At 58.7% G+C, this 18,679-nt stretch carries 15 protein-coding genes and 4 tRNA genes; 8 read left to right on the top strand and 11 right to left on the bottom strand.

From position 1 onward, the window contains the following. Positions 1-173 precede the first annotated feature (173 nt). From HU718_RS09585 to HU718_RS09570, 4 genes are all read right to left on the bottom strand, one after another. Positions 174-250: transfer RNA gene (locus HU718_RS09585), tRNA-Asp, on the bottom strand. A gap of 19 nt (positions 251-269) precedes the next feature. Further along, positions 270-345: transfer RNA gene (locus HU718_RS09580), tRNA-Val, on the bottom strand. A 190-nt stretch (positions 346-535) separates the two neighbouring features. Further along, a tRNA-Asp gene (locus tag HU718_RS09575) sits at positions 536-612 on the bottom strand. A gap of 19 nt (positions 613-631) precedes the next feature. Next, positions 632-707: transfer RNA gene (locus HU718_RS09570), tRNA-Val, on the bottom strand. Positions 708-866: 159 nt separating this feature from the next. Between HU718_RS09570 and rdgC the strand changes: the two genes are divergently transcribed. From rdgC to sugE, 3 genes are all read left to right on the top strand, one after another. Continuing rightward, positions 867-1,787, top strand: coding sequence for a recombination-associated protein RdgC (gene rdgC / locus HU718_RS09565; RefSeq protein ID WP_007919763.1), 921 nt, complete (start codon positions 867-869; stop codon positions 1,785-1,787). A 148-nt stretch (positions 1,788-1,935) separates the two neighbouring features. After that, positions 1,936-2,901 (top strand): bile acid:sodium symporter family protein, encoded by a 966-nt coding sequence (locus HU718_RS09560; protein ID WP_160056940.1) that lies wholly within the window; start codon positions 1,936-1,938, stop codon positions 2,899-2,901. Between the two features lie 119 nt (positions 2,902-3,020). Continuing rightward, the gene (gene sugE / locus HU718_RS09555; RefSeq protein ID WP_003223093.1) at positions 3,021-3,335 is read left to right on the top strand and encodes a quaternary ammonium compound efflux SMR transporter SugE; all 315 of its coding nucleotides are present in this window, start codon (positions 3,021-3,023) and stop codon (positions 3,333-3,335) included. Between the two features lie 114 nt (positions 3,336-3,449). Here sugE and HU718_RS09550 read toward each other — a convergent pair whose 3' ends face one another. The 4 genes from HU718_RS09550 to HU718_RS09535 all read right to left on the bottom strand — a co-directional run bounded on the left by HU718_RS09550 (position 3,450) and on the right by HU718_RS09535 (position 8,230). Next, positions 3,450-5,324, bottom strand: a complete 1,875-nt coding sequence (locus HU718_RS09550) for an MFS transporter (RefSeq protein WP_150707825.1) — start codon at positions 5,322-5,324, stop codon at positions 3,450-3,452. A gap of 99 nt (positions 5,325-5,423) precedes the next feature. Then, on the bottom strand, positions 5,424-6,575 hold the full coding sequence (locus HU718_RS09545; RefSeq protein ID WP_186616495.1) for a TDT family transporter: 1,152 nt from the start codon (positions 6,573-6,575) through the stop codon (positions 5,424-5,426). 105 nt (positions 6,576-6,680) lie between these two features. Then, positions 6,681-6,992, bottom strand: coding sequence for a cupin domain-containing protein (locus HU718_RS09540; RefSeq protein WP_108227172.1), 312 nt, complete (start codon positions 6,990-6,992; stop codon positions 6,681-6,683). Between the two features lie 50 nt (positions 6,993-7,042). After that, positions 7,043-8,230: an MFS transporter gene (locus tag HU718_RS09535; protein WP_186616494.1), complete on the bottom strand. Its 1,188-nt coding sequence runs from the start codon at positions 8,228-8,230 to the stop codon at positions 7,043-7,045. Between the two features lie 91 nt (positions 8,231-8,321). Between HU718_RS09535 and HU718_RS09530 the strand changes: the two genes are divergently transcribed. Together HU718_RS09530 and HU718_RS09525 are read left to right on the top strand one after the other, a co-directional pair. Continuing rightward, positions 8,322-8,864, top strand: coding sequence for a TetR/AcrR family transcriptional regulator (locus tag HU718_RS09530; RefSeq protein WP_186616493.1), 543 nt, complete (start codon positions 8,322-8,324; stop codon positions 8,862-8,864). Between the two features lie 258 nt (positions 8,865-9,122). Beyond that, positions 9,123-12,593, top strand: a complete 3,471-nt coding sequence (locus HU718_RS09525) for a hybrid sensor histidine kinase/response regulator (protein WP_186616492.1) — start codon at positions 9,123-9,125, stop codon at positions 12,591-12,593. 110 nt (positions 12,594-12,703) lie between these two features. Here HU718_RS09525 and HU718_RS09520 read toward each other — a convergent pair whose 3' ends face one another. Further along, complete coding sequence (locus tag HU718_RS09520; RefSeq protein ID WP_186616500.1) at positions 12,704-14,068, bottom strand: DNA recombination protein RmuC; 1,365 nt, start codon at positions 14,066-14,068, stop codon at positions 12,704-12,706. A gap of 175 nt (positions 14,069-14,243) precedes the next feature. Further along, positions 14,244-14,567, bottom strand: a complete 324-nt coding sequence (locus HU718_RS09515) for an SEL1-like repeat protein (RefSeq protein ID WP_095119969.1) — start codon at positions 14,565-14,567, stop codon at positions 14,244-14,246. 962 nt (positions 14,568-15,529) lie between these two features. Between HU718_RS09515 and HU718_RS09510 the strand changes: the two genes are divergently transcribed. The 3 genes from HU718_RS09510 (at position 15,530) to HU718_RS09500 (ending at position 17,931) form a co-directional block, all read left to right on the top strand. Continuing rightward, positions 15,530-15,754 (top strand): hypothetical protein, encoded by a 225-nt coding sequence (locus tag HU718_RS09510; RefSeq protein WP_034156218.1) that lies wholly within the window; start codon positions 15,530-15,532, stop codon positions 15,752-15,754. Between the two features lie 276 nt (positions 15,755-16,030). Continuing rightward, a complete protein-coding gene (locus tag HU718_RS09505) occupies positions 16,031-16,513 on the top strand; it encodes a hypothetical protein (protein ID WP_095114106.1) in 483 nt (160 codons plus the stop codon). Between the two features lie 146 nt (positions 16,514-16,659). Next, the gene (locus HU718_RS09500; RefSeq protein ID WP_102900832.1) at positions 16,660-17,931 is read left to right on the top strand and encodes an OmpP1/FadL family transporter; all 1,272 of its coding nucleotides are present in this window, start codon (positions 16,660-16,662) and stop codon (positions 17,929-17,931) included. Positions 17,932-18,110: 179 nt separating this feature from the next. On the opposite strand, the gene HU718_RS09495 is transcribed toward HU718_RS09500, so the two are convergent. Beyond that, positions 18,111-18,671, bottom strand: coding sequence for a glutathione peroxidase (locus tag HU718_RS09495; RefSeq protein ID WP_095119966.1), 561 nt, complete (start codon positions 18,669-18,671; stop codon positions 18,111-18,113). Positions 18,672-18,679: the final 8 nt, after the last annotated feature.

Genomic DNA, 18,679 nt, shown 5'->3' with positions numbered 1-18,679 from the left:
CTATGACGTAGAAGCGTCATGAAGAACATTGCTCATTGTCCGAAAGCGACGGAACCGGCAGGCACTACATAGTTATGGGTCGCGAAAAATACCCAAATCCCAGACAGCAAAAAGCCCGCACAAGGCGGGCTTTCTGTGGTGATCTGGCGTTCAGTGTTCCAGATTACCGAATATGGCGCAGCGGACGGGACTCGAACCCGCGACCCCCGGCGTGACAGGCCGGTATTCTAACCGACTGAACTACCGCTGCGCGAAACGCTTGAAACGAATGGTGGGTGATGACGGGATCGAACCGCCGACATTCTGCTTGTAAGGCAGACGCTCTCCCAGCTGAGCTAATCACCCTTCGCTTCGTTACGGGACGCATTATGCCACAAGTTTTCGTAAAGTGTTGATTTAATTGAAGTTTTTTCAAATAAATCCGAAAGCCAGTAAAACGACACATCCCGCGGGTACAACCTTGGAGCAGAAAAAAACCCGCCTTGGCGGGTTCTTCCGTGGTGACCTGGCGTTCAGTGGTCCAGGTTACCGAATATGGCGCAGCGGACGGGACTCGAACCCGCGACCCCCGGCGTGACAGGCCGGTATTCTAACCGACTGAACTACCGCTGCGCTAAACACTTGAAACGAATGGTGGGTGATGACGGGATCGAACCGCCGACATTCTGCTTGTAAGGCAGACGCTCTCCCAGCTGAGCTAATCACCCTTCGCTTCGGTGTGGCGCGCATTCTACGGAGCGACCCAACCTCTGGCAAGCACTTTTTTAAATAATTTTCTCAGGCCTTCCAAAGGCTTAGAGAAGGGTTGGCCTATGAGACGGCGAAGACAATAATGCCCCCCTTTGTATAAAGGAGAGACTCACCCCATGTGGTTCAAAAACCTGCTTATCTATCGCCTGACCCAAGACCTGCCTGTCGATGCCGAGGCGCTGGAAACTGCACTGGCCACCAAACTGGCGCGTCCATGTGCAAGCCAGGAGTTGACCACCTACGGTTTCGTCGCGCCGTTCGGCAAAGGCGAAGATGCTCCATTGGTGCACGTCAGCGGCGACTTCCTGCTGATTTCTGCGCGTAAAGAAGAACGCATTCTGCCGGGCAGCGTCGTGCGTGACGCGGTCAAGGAAAAGGTCGAAGAGATCGAAGCCGAGCAGATGCGCAAGGTCTATAAGAAGGAACGCGACCAGATCAAGGATGAAATCATCCAGGCGTTCCTGCCGCGCGCCTTTATCCGTCGCTCGTCGACCTTCGCTGCCATCGCGCCAAAACAGGGTCTTATCCTGGTCAACTCGGCCAGCCCGAAACGTGCCGAAGACCTGCTGTCGACCCTGCGTGAAGTGATCGGCACCCTGCCCGTTCGTCCGCTGACCGTGAAAATGTCGCCTACCGCGACCATGACCGAATGGGTCACCACGCAAAAAGCCGCCGATGACTTCTATGTACTGGACGAGTGCGAACTGCGCGACACCCACGAAGACGGCGGTATCGTGCGTTGCAAGCGTCAGGACCTGACCAGCGAAGAAATCCAGCTGCACCTGAGCACCGGCAAAGTCGTCACTCAGTTGTCGCTGGCGTGGCAGGACAAACTGTCGTTCATGCTCGACGACAAGATGACTGTCAAACGTCTGAAGTTCGAAGATCTGCTGCAGGATCAGGCGGAACAGGACGGTGGTGATGAGGCACTGGGTCAACTGGATGCCAGCTTCACCCTGATGATGCTGACCTTCGGTGATTTCCTGCCGGCGCTGGTGGAAGCGTTGGGTGGCGAAGAGACTCCTCAAGGCATCTGATCCTGACGAGTTTCAAAACTGTGGGAGCGAGCCTGCTCGCGAATGCGGAGTGACAGTTAACATTAATGTATCTGGCACGCCGCTTTCGCGAGCAGGCTCGCTCCCACAATTGTTTTTGTGTTGATCATTTAATAATAAGGATCAAGCCATGCGCGCACTGGCTGCACTCAGCCGCTTTGTCGGCAACACCTTCGCTTACTGGGTTCTGATTTTTGCTGTGATTGCGTTTCTGCAACCGGCGTGGTTCCTCGGCCTGAAAAGCGCGATCGTACCGTTGCTCGGGCTGGTCATGTTCGGCATGGGCCTGACCCTCAAACTCGACGACTTCGCCGCTGTTGCCCGCCACCCGTGGCGTGTGGCGCTGGGCGTGGTTGCCCATTTCGTGATCATGCCCGGCGTGGCGTGGTTACTTTGCCAAGTGTTTCATCTGCCGCCGGAAATCGCCGTCGGGGTGATTCTGGTCGGCTGCTGCCCAAGCGGCACGTCGTCCAACGTGATGACCTGGCTGGCTCGCGGTGATCTGGCGTTGTCGGTGGCCATCGCCGCCGTCACCACCCTCCTCGCCCCGCTGCTGACCCCGGCGCTGATCTGGCTGCTGGCCTCGGCGTGGTTACCGGTGTCGTTCATGGAGCTGTTCTGGTCGATCCTGCAAGTGGTGCTGCTGCCGATCATCCTAGGCGTGGTTGCCCAGCGTTTGCTCGGCGACAAGGTTCGTCACGCCGTCGATGTGTTGCCGCTGGTGTCGGTGGTCAGCATTGTGATCATCGTCACCGCCGTCGTGGCCGCCAGCCAGGCGAAAATCGCCGAATCCGGCCTGTTGATCATGGCCGTAGTGATGCTGCACAACAGCTTCGGTTATCTGCTGGGCTACTTCACCGGACGCCTGTTCAAGCTGCCGCTGGCCCAACGCAAGTCGCTGGCGCTGGAAGTGGGCATGCAGAATTCGGGGTTGGGCGCCGCGTTGGCCAGTGCGCATTTTTCGCCATTGGCAGCGGTGCCGAGCGCGCTGTTCAGCGTCTGGCACAATATTTCCGGAGCCCTGCTGTCGACGTACTTCCGGCGCATGAGTGAAAAGGAAGATCGCGAGACACTGGCGCAGCAAGCGGCTGACTGACCTCGAAACTTGATCCCCGGGTTAATGCTGGTCAAACTAGCGCGCAACGCGGGGACGACCCTGCGGCTCGATCGAGTCATTAATCTGGGGACGACCCCGTCAATCGATGGAGGTCTTGCATGTCCTGGATCATTCTGTTTTTCGCCGGCCTGTTCGAAGTCGGCTGGGCCGTCGGCCTGAAATACACCGACGGCTTCACCCGCCCGCTCCCCACCGTACTGACCGTTGCGGCCATGGCCATCAGCCTTGGCCTGCTTGGCCTGGCGATGAAAGAATTGCCGCTGGGTACGGCCTATGCGATCTGGACCGGTGTTGGTGCCGTGGGCACGGTGATTGCCGGGATCATCCTGTTTGGCGAGTCGATGGCGTTGATTCGGCTGGCCAGTGTGGCGTTGATCATTACCGGGTTGATTGGGCTTAAGGTCAGCGCTTGAGCCACTACCGCTTTCGCGAGCAGGCTCGCTCCCACATTCAATCGCGTTCCGTCAGAGGAATACGATCAACTGTGGGAGCAAGCCTGCTCGCGAAGAGGCCCTTAAAATCGCCGGCTATCTGACAGCCCCGCGCAACTCCCCGACCAACCCCTGCAACTTCGCCGGCTCAGCCACATCAATGCCTACCGGCGCTCCCGCCACCAACGTCACCCGCGACCACAACCGCCGAAACACACCTTTATTCGGATCGCGACTGAAGAAACTCCCCCACAACCCCTGCAACGCCAACGGAATCACCGGTACCGGCGTCTCCTCGAGAATCCGCGTCAGCCCGCCCCGGAATTCGTTCATCTCGCCGTCGGCGGTCAACTTGCCTTCCGGGAAGATGCACACCAGCTCGCCGTCCTTCAGATATTGAGCAATCCGGGTGAAAGCCTTTTCGTAAATCTGGATGTCTTCATTACGTCCGGCAATCGGAATCGTCCCCGCCGTGCGGAAGATAAAGTTCAGTACCGGCAAGTTGTAGATCTTGTAGTACATGACAAAGCGAATCGGCCGACGCACCGCACCGCCAATCAGCAAGGCATCGACGAACGACACGTGGTTGCACACCAGCAATGCCGCGCCTTCATCGGGAATCGCCTCAAGGTTACGGTGCTCGACGCGGTACATGGAATGGCTGAGTAGCCAGATCATGAAACGCATGCTGAACTCGGGGACGATCTTGAAGATGTAGGCGTTGACGCCGATATTCAGCAGCGACACCACGAGGAACAACTGCGGGATCGACAGCTTGGCCACGCTCAGCAGCACGATCGAGACGATGGCTGATACCACCATAAACAACGCGTTGAGAATGTTGTTGGCGGCAATCACCCGCGCGCGCTCGTTTTCAGCGGTGCGCGACTGGATCAAGGCATACAGCGGCACGATGTAGAAACCACCGAAGATGCCGAGGCCGAGGATGTCAATCAACACTGCCCATGTGTGCACGAAACCGAGCACTTCAATCCAGCTGTGGCCGATGACGCTGTCGGGAATTCCGCCGGAGTGCCACCACAACAGCAAACCGAACACGGTCAGACCAAACGAGCCGAACGGCACCAAGCCGATCTCGACTTTGCGCCCAGACAGTTTCTCGCAGAGCATCGAGCCAAGCGCGATACCGACCGAGAACACCGTCAGAATCAGGGTGACCACGGTCTCATCACCGTGCATCCACTCTTTGGCATAGGCTGGAATCTGCGTCAGATAAATCGCCCCGACAAACCAGAACCACGAGTTGCCGACGATCGAGCGCGACACCGCCGGGGTCTGGCCCAGGCCAAGTTTCAAGGTGGCCCAGGATTGGCTGAAGATGTTCCAGTTCAGACGCATCTCAGGCGACGCTGCCGCTGCACGGGGAATGCTGCGGCTGGCCAGATAGCCCAGCACGGCAATCCCGACGATCGCGCAGGACACCAACGGCGCATAGTGGGTCGATGACATGATGACCCCGGCGCCAATCGTCCCGGCGAGAATCGCCAGAAACGTGCCCATTTCCACCAGGCCGTTGCCGCCAACCAGTTCATCCTCACGCAGCGCCTGCGGCAGGATCGAATATTTCACCGGTCCAAACAGCGCCGAATGCGTGCCCATGGCGAACAGCGCCACCAGCATCAGCGACAGGTGATCAAAGAGGAAACCGACCGATCCTACGGCCATGATCGCAATTTCCGCGAGCTTGATCAGACGGATCAGCGCGTCCTTGGCGAACTTCTCCCCGAACTGCCCGGCCAATGCCGAGAACAGGAAAAACGGCAGGATAAACAGCAACGCACACAGGTTGACCCAGATCGAACGGTCACCCTCGATGGTCAGCCGATAAAGAATGGCGAGGATCAGCGACTGCTTGAACACGTTGTCGTTGAACGCGCCAAGGGACTGCGTGATGAAGAATGGCAGGAAGCGCCGGGTGCGCAGCAGGTTGAACTGTGAGGGGTGACTCATCTTCCGTGTTTCCCTGATGTTTAAGGTAGAGAGGCCTGGGTACTGCTTATTGGATTCTCGAACCGCGATCCAGGCCACACCTTACCTAAAACTTTCAGGTTATTTCTTCAAACCTGCGATGCACGGCGAGACAAACAGCTCGCCACGCCACGCACCTTGCACGGTGCGTTTGCCGACAATCAGCCACATCACCGCCAGCAAAATCACCAACAGCGTGCCGACGACGCTGAAAAACGTCAGGTTCAGAGTGCTCGCCAGCTTCAGGGTTGCCAGCGAATACACGCCCAACGGGAAGGTGAATCCCCACCAGCCGAGGTTGAATGGGATGCCGTCACGCAAGTAACGCACGGTGATCAGCAGCGCCATCAGCATCCACCACAACCCGAAGCCCCACAGGGTGATCCCCGTAATAAGCCCCAGACCCGCAGCGATTTCGCCGATGCCCTGCAAACCGTTTGCCGCGAAAATCGCTGGCGCATCACCGCCCAACAGCAACATGCCCAGCGCACCGGTGCCGATCGGGCCGAGGGCCAGCCAGCTCGAAGCGGCCATGTTTTCGTGGGGCAGTTTATGCAGGGCCATGCGCAGCAGCAGAATCGTCAGAATGCTGAACGCTACCGGTAGGGAAAAGGCCCAGAGCACGTAGCTCGTTGTCAGTACCACCAGTTGCGAATGGGCGTCGGTCAGGTGCGGAGCGAGCAAACCACCGCTGGCCGCTGCCACTTCTGCCGCCACTACCGGCAACAGCCAAACGGCGGTCATCTGGTCGATGCTGTGTTCCTGACGGGTAAACATCATGTACGGAATCAGCACGCCGCAAGCCAGCGACATGGCCACATCAATCCACCACAGCACTTCGGCAAGATGAATCACGCCGTCCCCCCAACGCGGCAGGCCGAACAACAGAAAGCCGTTGATGATCGTCGCCAGGCCCATGGGAATGGTGCCGAAGAACATCGATACCGTGGAGTGGCCGAAAATCCGCCGCGCCTCATCGAAGAACAAGATCCAGCGCGCAGCGTACGCAGCGGTAAACAGGGTGAACAACAGAATGTTGAACAACCACAAACCTTCAGCGATAACGTGCAAGCCAGGAATGGCCAGGGGCAGTTGTGCCAGCGCCAACGCCAGCACACCGGTGCCCATGGTCGCGGCGAACCAGTTCGGGGTGAATTGACGGATCACTTCGCGTGGATGCTGAAGTTGGCTGAACGGCTTGATGCCGGGTTTGGCGCTGTTGGGGCAAATCATCATGAACTCCTGTCCTCTGGTGAGGTTGAGTCCATGGTAGAACCGAATCGAATATCTATATAACGGGTAATATCTCTAACTGTTATCTGTTTTACCAATAAGCATTCAGACGCTGCCTTCGCTCTCGATCACCAGAATCCGCGCCGCGCCTTGTGGATGGGCGACGTGCTCAGTGCCGACGCTCGCATAGAAGATGTCGCCGACATCCAGCTGCACCTGTTTTTCTTCGCCCTGCTCGCGATAATGCATCAGCACTTGGCCATCGAGCACCACAAACACTTCCTCGCCGTCGTTGATGTGCCATTTGTACGGCTGATCCGTCCAGTGCAGGCGCGTGGTGATGCCGTTCATGTTGGCGATGTCCAGCGCGCCCCAGGCGCGCTCGGCGGTGAAGGTCTTGCTGCGAATAATCTTCATGAGTCGATCCGTGAGAAGAGGCTGGGCAAGGCTAACCGAAAGCGCGCCGTTTATGGAACGCGGCACACCTTGGATGGCGCTGGACGCAGGCTCAGCAACAGCGCGGCGACAGCCAAGGCGATCAAAATCGCCCCGTAACCATCGGTGGTCGCCAGCAGACCGTAGCTGCGCGACAAGTGCCCGGCGAGCAACGCCGGCAGACAGAACGCCAGATAACTGAGTACGTAATACGCCGCCATCAACCCCGCCCGTTCGTGAGGCAAAGCCAGCGGCACGAGGCTGCGCACGGCACCGAGAAATCCCGAACCAAAGCCGCAACCGGCGACCAGCGTGCCGAGGAAAAACACCGACAGACTGGCGCTGTGCACGCCCAGCAGAATCAACACCAGACCGATCGGCAGCAGGCTCGCGCCCAACTGCAATGCTCGCGCGGCGGGACGATTGCGCATCATGAAAATCATCAATGCACCGGTCACCGTCAGGGCAGCCACGGTTGCGCCGCCGATCAGATTGGACGTCGAACCGGTGGCGGTGCGCACCAGCGATGGCGCGAGGGAGGCGTAGAAACCGCCGAGCGCCCAGGTTGCGGTGTTCAGCGGCAACACTCGCCACAACGTTGAACGAGCCTGCACCGGCACATGCAAAGTCGGCCGCAACGATGCCCACGCTCCGGCTTGCGGCGTAACGCTTTCCGGCAGACGCCACACATAAATGCCCTGCAATACAAACAGTGCGAGCAGCAGCCAATAGGTCAGTTGCAACGGCGCCGGCGCAAATTCGGCCAACAAACCGCAGCCCATGCCGCCCAAGGCCATGCCGAGCAACGGCGCGACACTGTTGATCAACGGCCCCTGCTGGCGATCCGTGTCGAGCAGGGTCGCGCTTAAAACAGCGGTGGCCATGCCGGTGGCAAATCCTTGCAGAACACGCGCGCTGATCAGCCACGCCACGCTGTCGGCATAGATAAACAGCAGCATCGCCAACGCGTTGAGCAACACGGCGGTGAAGATCACCGGTTTGCGTCCCAGGTGATCGGAAAGCGAGCCGACAGTTAATAGCGCCGCCAACAGGCTGAGGGCGTAGACGCCGAAAATCAGGGTCAGAACGGCTGCAGAGAAATGCAGTTGATCCTGATACAAGTGATACAGCGGCGTCGGCGCCGTGGAAGCAGCGAGAAAACTGAGTAAGGTGATCGCCAGAAACCACAGGCTGGATCGATTGGAAGCAAGGCTAATCATGGGCACACTCCGCAAAAGCTAATTTTTTGCTTTTGCGGAGTGTGCTACTGCCTCGCGCTTAAAGCAAATTCTTTGTGTTAAGGTCTGCCGCATGGCTATTAAAGAAGGTTTACGCCCCGGCGGCCGCAGTGCCCGGGTGCAAGATGCAATTCATTCGGCAGTCCGTGCGCTCCTGCAAGAACAGGAGCGCTCGAGCGTGACCGTCCCGCAAATCGCCGCTCGCGCCGGGGTGACGCCATCGACGATTTACCGGCGTTGGGGTGATCTGTCCGCGTTGCTAGCAGACGTCGCCCTCGCCCGCATGCGCCCGGACAGCGAACCGGCGCAAACCGGCAGCTTGCGCAGCGATATTCGCGCGTGGGCCGAGCAGTATCTCGACGAGATGAGTTCCGAGCCTGGGCGCAACATGATGCGCGACGTGCAGGCGAGCGCTACGCCGGGCTATTGCGTGACGATCATTGGCGCGCAGTTGCAGACAATCATTGAGCGGCACCCGGATGAGGTGGCGCCGAGTGTTGATCGGTTGATCAATCTGGTGGTGGCGCCGGTGGTGTTCCGGATTCTGTTTTCGGCGGCGGCGCTGGAGGCGGATGAGCTGCATCGGCTGATTGATATTGCGCTGCGTCTGGACTGACGCCGATATTCATGTAGGAGCTGCGGCACGCTGCGATCTTTTGATCTTGATTTTGAAAAATCAAAAGATCGCAGCCTCGTTTCACTCGACAGCTCCTACAGGGTTCGATGCCTGGCAATGTCAACGCACAACGCCTCCATTCAAACCTGCGACACCCCGCCACGCCACGACCTTGGTCGACACTGACTAACCGCCCCGCGCATGCGAGACTGTCCGCCCGGGCAGGAGTGCCGGGGAGTCTTTTGTCGGGAGTGTTGCATGTCGCTGTCCACCGGGCTGATCGCCGCCGTCGCCCTGGCCTATATGGCCATCATGTTCGCCATCGCCTTCTACGGCGACCGGCGCAGCGCGCCGTTGCCGCCGCGCGTGCGTGCCTGGGTGTACAGCCTGTCGCTGGCAGTTTATTGCACCAGCTGGACGTTCTTCGGCGCTGTCGGTCAAGCCGCCGAGCAATTGTGGTCATTCCTGCCGATTTACCTCGGGCCGATCCTGCTGTTAGTGGGCGCGCCGTGGGTCCTGCAAAAAATGGTGATGATCAGCAAACAGGAGAACATCACCTCCATCGCTGACTTTATCGCCGCGCGCTACGGCAAATCGCAATCGCTGGCAGTGGTCGTAGCGCTGATCTGTCTGGTCGGCGTCCTCCCCTACATTGCCCTGCAACTCAAAGGTATCGTCCTCGGCGTAAATCTGTTGATCGGCGCCGGTGCCGACGCCATGGGCACTCGCGCCCAGGACACCGCGCTGATCGTGTCGCTGGTGCTGGCGCTGTTCACCATCGTTTTTGGTACGCGCAACCTCGATGCCACCGAACACCACCGGGGCATGGTGCTGGCAATTGCTTTCGAATCGCTGGTCAAACTGTTCGCCTTTCTCGCCGTTGGCGCCTTCGTCACCTATGGCCTGTATGACGGTTTCGATGACCTGTTCAACCAGGCCATGCTCGCCCCGCGCCTGGAGGAATACTGGAAAGAAACCATCAATTGGCCGTCGATGGTGGTGCAGACCGGCGTGGCGATGATGGCGATCATCTGCCTGCCACGGCAGTTCCACGTCACGGTGGTGGAGAACATCGATCCGCAGGATCTGCGTCTGGCCAAATGGGTGTTTCCCGCCTATCTCGCGCTGGCCGCATTGTTTGTAGTCCCGATCGCGCTGGCCGGTCAGATGCTGCTGCCCAGCGACGTACTGCCCGACTCCTTCGTGATCAGCCTGCCACTGGCGCAGGCGCATCCGGCGCTCGCGATGCTGGCGTTTATCGGTGGCGCATCAGCGGCAACCGGCATGGTGATTGTCGCCAGCGTGGCGCTGTCGACCATGGTCTCCAACGACATGCTGTTGCCATGGTTGCTGCGCCGCAATAACGCCGAGCGCCCGTTCGAAGTGTTCCGCCAGTGGATGCTCTCGGTGCGGCGCGTGAGCATCGTGGTGATTCTGCTGCTGGCGTACGTCAGCTATCGCTTGCTCGGCTCCACTGCGAGTCTGGCGACCATCGGCCAGATCGCCTTCGCCGCCGTGACTCAACTGGCGCCCGCCATGCTCGGTGCCTTGTACTGGAAACAGGCCAACCGTCGCGGCGTTTTCGCAGGTTTGGCCGCGGGCACTTTCCTCTGGTTCTACACGTTGATCCTGCCGATTGCCGCGCACAGCTTGGGCTGGTCGCTGAGCAGTTTTCCGGGGCTGGCGTGGCTGCACAGCAATCCACTGAACCTGCCAATTACCCCGCTGACCCAAGGTGTGGTGTTGTCGCTGGCCGGTAACTTCACCTTGTTCGCCTGGGTCTCGGTGTTATCCCGCACGCGCGTGTCGGAGCACTGGCAGGCCGGGCGCTTCATCGGTCAGGAGATCAGTGCACGGCCGAGTGCGCGCTCGATGCTGGCGGTACAAATCGACGACCTGCTGCAATTGGCCGCGCGTTTCGTCGGTGAGGAACGTGCGCGCCAGAGCTTCATTCGCTTCGCCTATCGCCAAGGCAAAGGCTTCAACCCGAACCAGAATGCCGACGGCGAATGGATCGCCCATACCGAGCGCTTGCTGGCCGGTGTGCTTGGCGCTTCTTCGACGCGTGCTGTAGTAAAAGCCGCCATCGAAGGTCGGGAAATGCAACTGGAAGACGTCGTTCGCATCGCCGACGAAGCCTCCGAGGTACTGCAGTTCAACCGCGCTCTGCTGCAAGGTGCGATCGAGAACATCACCCAAGGCATCAGCGTGGTCGACCAGTCACTTAAACTGGTGGCCTGGAACCGGCGTTACCTCGAACTGTTCAACTACCCGGATGGTCTGATCAGCGTCGGCCGACCGATTGCCGACATTATTCGCTACAACGCCGAGCGCGGTTTGTGCGGCCCCGGTGAAGCGGAAGTCCACGTTGCCCGGCGTTTGCACTGGATGCGTCAGGGCCGCGCGCATACCTCTGAACGTTTGTTCCCCAACGGCCGGGTGATCGAGCTGATCGGCAACCCGATGCCCGGTGGCGGTTTCGTCATGAGCTTCACCGACATCACCGCGTTCCGCGAAGCCGAGCAGGCGTTGACCGAAGCCAACGAAGGGCTCGAGCAACGGGTCAGCGAACGCACTCAGGAACTGTCGCAACTCAACGTCGCGCTGACCGAAGCCAAAGGCACCGCCGAAGCCGCCAACCAGTCGAAAACCCGCTTCCTCGCGGCGGTCAGCCACGACTTGATGCAGCCGCTGAACGCCGCCCGGCTGTTCTCCGCCGCCCTCTCCCATCAGGACGACGGTTTGAGCAGCGAGGCGCAAAAACTGGTGCAACACCTCGACAGTTCGTTGCGCTCGGCCGAGGATCTGATCAGCGATCTGCTGGATATCTCCCGACTGGAAAACGGCAAGATCAACCCGGATCGCAAGCCGTTCGCCGTCAATGAGCTGTTCGACACTCTCGGTGCCGAGTTCAAGGCACTGGCACAGGAACAGGGATTGACCTTCCGTGTACGCGGCAGTCATCTGCGCATCGACAGCGACATCAAATTGCTCAGACGAATTCTGCAGAACTTCCTCACCAACGCATTTCGCTACGCCAAAGGCCCGGTGTTACTGGGTGTACGTCGACGTGGCGGCGAATTGTGTCTGGAAGTGTGGGATCGCGGACCAGGGATTCCGGAAGATAAACAGCAGGTAATTTTCGAGGAGTTCAAGCGCCTCGACAGCCATCAGACCCGCGCCGAAAAAGGTCTCGGGCTGGGTTTGGCGATTGCCGATGGTTTGTGCCGTGTACTCGGGCATACCTTGCGTGTGCGTTCGTGGCCGGGGCGCGGCAGTGTGTTCAGCGTCAGCGTGCCGCTGGCTCGCTCACAAGCCGTGCCGGCGAGCGCCGCGGTTGAATTGAATGGCAAATTGCTGAGTGGCGCGCAAGTGCTGTGCATCGACAACGAAGACAGCATTCTGATCGGCATGAACAGCCTGCTGAGCCGCTGGGGCTGTCAGGTATGGACGGCGCGTAATCGTGAGGAATGCGCGGCGTTGTTGAACGACGGGGTGCGACCGCAAGTGGCGCTGGTCGACTATCACCTCGATCACGGGGATACCGGTACCGAGTTGATGGCGTGGTTGCGCACGCATCTGGGTGAGCCGGTGCCGGGGGTGGTGATCAGTGCTGACGGGCGACCGGAGATGGTTGCGCAGGTGCATGCGGCGGGGCTGGATTATCTGGCCAAACCGGTGAAGCCGGCGGCGTTGCGGGCGTTGTTGAGTCGGTATTTGCCGTTGTAGGTGCACGTGCTGCACTGACGCCTTCGCGAGCAGGCTCGCTCCCACAAGGTTTAGGTGATCCCTGTGGGAGCGAGCCTGCTCCGGGCGGCGATCCGACGAAGCTTTTCGGGCTATTCCGGGAGTTCGACGAGACCATCGACATCGGTCATCGCCCGTTCCAGCAAATCCGCCGGCAAGCTCTTGCTCGCCCGCGCACCGAGCAACTTCAGCTGTTCACTGCGACTGACCAGATTGCCGCGCCCCTCGGTGAGCTTGTTGCGCGCTGAACTGTAGGCTTTATCCAGCTGTTGCAGACGATTGCCGACCTCGTCGAGATCCTGAATAAACAGCACAAACTTGTCGTACAGCCACCCGGCGCGCTCGGCGATTTCCCGGGCATTCTGAGTCTGGCGCTCCTGCTTCCACAGGCTGTCGATCACCCGCAGCGTCGCCAGCAACGTGGTCGGGCTGACGATGACGATGTTGCGGTCGAAGGCATCCTGGAACAGGCTGGGTTCGGCCTGCAACGCCGCCGAAAACGCCGCTTCGATCGGCACGAAGAGCAAAACAAAATCCAGGCTGTGCAGCCCTTCCAGACGCTTGTAGTCCTTGCCGGCCAGGCCTTTGACGTGATTGCGTAACGACAGGACGTGCTGCTTGATCGCAATCTGCCCGAGGCTGTCGTCGTCGGCAGCCACGTATTGCTGATAGGCGGTGAGGCTCACCTTGGAGTCCACCACCACTTGTTTGTCGCCCGGCAGGTAAATGATCACGTCAGGCTGGAAGCGCTCGCCGTCCGGGCCTTTGAGATTGACCTGCGTCTGGTACTCGCGGCCCTTCTCCAGACCGGCGTGTTCGAGCACACGCTCAAGAATCAGCTCGCCCCAGTTGCCTTGGGTTTTCTGGCCTTTGAGGGCGCGGGTCAGGTTGGTCGCTTCGTCGCTCAAACGCAGGTTGAGCGCCTGCAACCGTTCAAGCTCCTTGGCCAAAGAGAAGCGCTCGCGGGCCTCGGCCTGATAGCTTTCTTCCACACGTTTTTCGAAGGATTGAATGCGTTCTTTCAGCGGATCGAGCAACTGACCGAGCCGTTGCTGACTGGTTTCGGCAAAGCGCTGCTCGCGCTCATCGAAGATCTTCCCGGCCAGTTCGGCAAACTGCGCCCGCAGTTCATCGCGCGAACCTTGCAGGTCGCTGAGGCGTTGCTGATGACTTTCCTGCTGCTCGCGCAGTTCGGCGTTAAGCGAAGCAGCCTGTGCGTCGAGGCGGCGCAGCTCAGCTTCCTTATTGGCGCGTTCGAGGTTCCAGGCGTGGGAGGCATCGCGGGCGTCGTCACGTTCGATCTGCAACAGTTCGACTTCCCGACGCAAAGCGGCCAGATCAGCCTGCTTGGCGGCATTGGCCTGGCCGAGATCGGCGATTTCATCGCGGCTGGCGTCGAGCTGCGCGTTGAGTCCGTCCTGGGCCAGTTGGGCCATGGCCAGCCGTTCTTCGAGCAAGGCGACCTCGGCTTGGCCATTGCTCGCCCGGCGCTGCAGCTGCCAGGCGAGTGCCAACAATGGCAGCCCTGCCCCTGCGAGACCGAGCAACACGCTGGTCAAGTCCATAGCCATAACGACTCCTGCCGATTCGATAAAGCCTGAAGGTTAACCAAGGTGTCAGGTCTTGGACAGCTCAGTCTTCGAGCAGACCGAGTTCCTGTTGCGCGCGACGATCACCAGCGCGGGCGGCCTGGCGCAGCAGATCCTGACCGATGCGCCGATCCCGAGCGTTACCGCACTCGCGGCACATCAGTTGACCGAGACGGCTTTGCGCGGCGACGACACCTTCACGCGCCGGTTGCTTGAGCAGGCGGCCAGCGAGGTGTTTGGCATTGTGGCTGGCGCTCAGGCGCGGGCTGTCGAGCAGCCATTCGGCAACGCGAACGGTAAAGCGCTTGGGCGGAGTAACACGGGGAGGTTCTGAGGTTACAGAGTCTGATACTGAGCGAAACTTCATAAAGCACTGTGGGACGAATCGGAAGGCGCGCCACTCTACTCTCTTTTTCTTACAGGTAAAGTCGAAAAACAACCCGGCACGCCCGTCCTAGAGCAAGCGCTCGGGACAATCCACAGAAGCTGTGGATAACTCAGTGGACAACCGCCCTCCAACCCTCGCAAAGCCTTATGGAATGGGGCCCGCAGTCAAACTGACGATTTTTTCACCAACAAAAAAAAGCGATGTTTTTCATTGACTTAAACTTTCGTTACAGGCAGCCATCGGGGTCAGGATTGATGTGACAGTGCCGTTACAGGTCGCGCAACTAATGTGCACAAGTACCTGTTACTGGGTTATATCGATGCACTTTTTCCGAGCGTTTTCACCATGACTCTGGGGATAAGCGGCGTAAACACACAGTTTTGTGAGTGGAGCTACACCGACCAACGGTAGCAATCTGCACCATCTGGGCTGATTCTGCAGCTCAGCGGAGCTGAAGCAGTGGTCGATTTCAGTCTTTTTCAAACCAGGGTTTGCTTTAAGCATTTCGATCCGTTAGTATCCGCGGCGTTAGTACCAAGCTGAAAGTCAATTCCGGTCGAACACATCCCCACGGTCAGCCTTCTACCAAGAAGCCCTATCGAAAAAAGCGGGAACGACCCCTCGATGGTTTCCAGGTAAATCTTGCGACGACACTGCCTTCGAATGATGCGAAGGGTGTTGCGAAGACCACTTACTCTGACCGAACCAACCTGCAAATTGATCAGGATCTTCACCCCGGGCCCAGAACCTTTGCCCTTGATGTGTTGCCTGCCCTCCTAAGTACCTACCTGCCAGCCCAAGCGCGCCAACTTAATTGCGCTTCAAACTGGCTGCTTTGTTCCAGTCGGGTTCTTCGTTCGACCAATGGTGGTCGACGTTACTGGAACGTTTTAACGTTGCACGGTTCTTATCCGTGTCATTTGTAGGAACACCTAATAACTATGTCTACTCAAATCCATACTCAGGATGCCATTCGCACCCTAACCAACGCTTTTGCACCAATGAACTGCCTGATCATGGCCGCTCGCAAAGGCTGCTTCAGCTTCACACTGGTCAACGAACACGGTATCGCCCGCCACAGCGAGCGTCTGTACCCCGATCAGTACTCCAGCGCCGAACCGCTGCAGGCCGTGATCGACCGTACCCGTCAGGCATTGATTGCCTGAGAGCCGAAAAGGCTGCAAAAGCAAAAGCCCCGCACAAAATGCGGGGCTTTTTATTGCCTGATGTTTCACTTTTAGCCGTTGGCGCTTAAGTACCAACGGATATAACGGTTATAACTCGAAGCCGGAAATATTTTAAAAACAGGCCTTTACGTCGCGAATATGACACTACACTTCAACTCAAGCGGCGTGATCCGCTTGCGGCGAGCCTGAACCGATCCACTGCTGCCAAGCCCCCCCCTTCAGGACTCGCCATCAATAACAAGAACCGAGGGTTTTATGGGTATCGCTGCCAGCGAACTGTGCCGCTACGTGATCCGTCCCACGCTGATCTACCTGGGACGTCACAGCGCGACTGCCGAATCTCTGCTGCTCGGCATCGCCGCCAGCCAGTCAGCCCTGGGTTCAGCCCTGCATGACCGCCGCGGCCACGGGCTTTACCGCATCGCCGAGCACCGCCATCAAGCCCTTTGGGATGATTACCTGGCACTCGATCCGGAACGCGCCAGCCTGGTTCGCGGCCTCGCCAGCCAGCATGCTTTCCTGACTGGCCCGCATCTGGAACTGACGGTGAATCTGCGTTACGCCACGGCTATTGCCTGGCTCCTTGTGGAAGAGCAAAACCCCACACTCCCCGATTCGAATGACTTGCTGGGAATGGCGCGTATCTGGCGTCAGACCTTTCAACCCCAAGGTCGCCTGCGCGACTTCACTTACGCCTGGCACACCTGTGTTTCAACGGTGAATCAGGTCGCCTGCTGACCGACCGGTTTCAGAAGATCGCACAACAGGTCGCGATTTTGGTCGGATTGTCCTACAAAACCGCTCTAACTCAAGGCATACGGACTATAGCGCTGGGACGAAAATGTTGGTAATTTTCGCCCCGGTGATCATCAGGAGTTCTAATAATGAAAAAAGTCATGCTCAAAACCACCCTTAGCCTCGCCGTTACCCTTGCCTCCACTCAAATTTTCGCGGCCGGCTTTGCCCTCAACGAACAAAGCATCAGTGGGATGGGGACTGGTTTTGCCGGGCGATCTTCTTCTGCTGACGACGCAAGTACTGTTTATGGCAACCCTGCCGGCATGTCGCGCATCAAGCGTGAACAAGTTACCGGTGGTGTAGCCGTTGTCGATGCTCATACCGATATCAGCAATGCCAGCTCCAGCCCTAACGGCGGCAGCAACAAAGGCGACATGGTGCCCTTCACCGCTGTACCTATGGGCTTCTACGTCAAACCGATCGATGAGCATTGGGCATTCGGCCTCGGTGTTTATGTGCCGTTCGGCCTGATCACTGATTATGAAAACGGTTTTGCCGGCCGTTACTTCGGCAGCAAGTCCGAAGTGCAAGTCATCACTTTCCAACCGACCATCAGCTACGCCTTCAACGACAAGGTGTCGATCGGTTTCGGCCCGACCATCAACCGCATTGACGGCGCGCTGGAATCCAACCTGTCGATCACTCAAGCCCTGCCGGACGGCAAGGTCAAGATCAAGGGTGACGACACCGCCCTGGGCTACAACGTCGGCCTGCTGGTACAAGCCACCGACACCACTCGCGTGGGCCTGACCTATCACTCGAAAGTCGACTACAAGCTCGAAGGCAACACCAAGGTCAACTACGGCGCACTGGCCGCAGTCGGTCTGGGCGCCAGCCAGAAGTACGACGCTTCGCTGAAGATCACCACACCCGAATCGGTCGACCTCTCGGTTACCCAGGCGATCAACGATCGCTGGAACGTGTATGCCGGTACCACCTGGACCCGTTGGAGCCAGCTGGAAAAAATCACCGTGAAAAACTCCGGTGTGCAGCCGCTGCTGGCCGGCCAGTTCGGTTCGATCAACGAAGACCAGAACTGGCACGACTCCTGGGCCTACGCCGTGGGTACTTCGTACCAGCTGAACAAGGAATGGGTACTGCGTACCGGTCTGACCTTCGACCAGTCGCCGACCAATAACGAAGACCGTTCGCCACGCATTCCGACTGGCGACCGCACCATCTTCAGTATCGGTGCCGGCTGGAGCCCGACCGACGACCTGACCATCGACGTCGCTTACTCGTACCTGAAAGAAGAGTCAGTGAAGATCCGCAACGAAAACAACCGTGGCCAGAGCTACGACGCCAAGTATGAAAACTCGGCAAACGGTTTCGGTGTCGGCGCGACTTACCGCTTCTGATGGTGTGTGGCGAGGCTAACCCCTCGCCCACAAAAAGCCCCGCTCTCTTTGCAGAGGCGGGGCTTTTTAATGCCTGAAATTTGTGCGACCTGTAGGAGCTGTCGAGTGCAACGAGGCTGCGATCTTTTGATCTGTTTTTTTAAAATCAAAAGATCGCAGCGTGCCGCAGCTCCTACAGGTCAGGGCTTCAAGGGTTTCGAGGCGATAGCCTTTTCGATCGCGGCAATAAATTCCGGATCATCAGGCTTGGTCAGGCTGGAGAAATTGGCGATCACCTTGCCCTGGCGATCGACCACATACTTGTAGAAATTCCACTTCGGTGCGCTGCTCTGTGCGGCCAGCACCTGGAACAGATGCGCAGCATCATCACCACGAACCTTCTGCGGCTCGGTCATGGCGAACGTCACGCCGTAATTGGCGTAACAGACCTTGGCGGTCTCGGCGCTGTCCTTGGACTCCTGCTTGAAGTCATTGGAAGGCACGCCGAGCATTTCCAGCCCTTGCCCTTCGTAGCGCTTATGCAGCGCCTCAAGGCCTTCGAACTGCGGCGCGAAACCGCAGAAGCTTGCGGTGTTGACCACCACCAACGGTTTGTCGGCGTACTGCTTGCACAGATCGATGGATTCCTTGGCTCGCAGTTTGGGCAGCGAGCCTTGCAGCAATTCGGGACAGTCGGCGGCCTGGGCCAGACCAGTCAACGCCATCAGCAACGCGGGAACAGCACACCAGCGCATCAGCATGTCGAGCA

The organism is Pseudomonas tensinigenes, assembly GCF_014268445.2.
Taxonomy (GTDB): domain Bacteria; phylum Pseudomonadota; class Gammaproteobacteria; order Pseudomonadales; family Pseudomonadaceae; genus Aquipseudomonas; species Aquipseudomonas tensinigenes.
This window is presented reverse-complemented; position numbering and strand designations above follow the sequence as displayed.

Coding starts and splice junctions, on each gene's coding strand:
- rdgC (WP_007919763.1), top strand. CDS start 867: ATGTGGTTCAAAAACCTGCTTATCTATCGCCTGACCCAAGACCTGCCT.
- HU718_RS09560 (WP_160056940.1), top strand. CDS start 1,936: ATGCGCGCACTGGCTGCACTCAGCCGCTTTGTCGGCAACACCTTCGCT.
- sugE (WP_003223093.1), top strand. CDS start 3,021: ATGTCCTGGATCATTCTGTTTTTCGCCGGCCTGTTCGAAGTCGGCTGG.
- HU718_RS09550 (WP_150707825.1), bottom strand. CDS start 5,324: ATGAGTCACCCCTCACAGTTCAACCTGCTGCGCACCCGGCGCTTCCTG.
- HU718_RS09545 (WP_186616495.1), bottom strand. CDS start 6,575: ATGATTTGCCCCAACAGCGCCAAACCCGGCATCAAGCCGTTCAGCCAA.
- HU718_RS09540 (WP_108227172.1), bottom strand. CDS start 6,992: ATGAAGATTATTCGCAGCAAGACCTTCACCGCCGAGCGCGCCTGGGGC.
- HU718_RS09535 (WP_186616494.1), bottom strand. CDS start 8,230: ATGATTAGCCTTGCTTCCAATCGATCCAGCCTGTGGTTTCTGGCGATC.
- HU718_RS09530 (WP_186616493.1), top strand. CDS start 8,322: ATGGCTATTAAAGAAGGTTTACGCCCCGGCGGCCGCAGTGCCCGGGTG.
- HU718_RS09525 (WP_186616492.1), top strand. CDS start 9,123: ATGTCGCTGTCCACCGGGCTGATCGCCGCCGTCGCCCTGGCCTATATG.
- HU718_RS09515 (WP_095119969.1), bottom strand. CDS start 14,567: ATGAAGTTTCGCTCAGTATCAGACTCTGTAACCTCAGAACCTCCCCGT.
- HU718_RS09510 (WP_034156218.1), top strand. CDS start 15,530: ATGTCTACTCAAATCCATACTCAGGATGCCATTCGCACCCTAACCAAC.
- HU718_RS09505 (WP_095114106.1), top strand. CDS start 16,031: ATGGGTATCGCTGCCAGCGAACTGTGCCGCTACGTGATCCGTCCCACG.
- HU718_RS09500 (WP_102900832.1), top strand. CDS start 16,660: ATGAAAAAAGTCATGCTCAAAACCACCCTTAGCCTCGCCGTTACCCTT.
- HU718_RS09495 (WP_095119966.1), bottom strand. CDS start 18,671: ATGCTGATGCGCTGGTGTGCTGTTCCCGCGTTGCTGATGGCGTTGACT.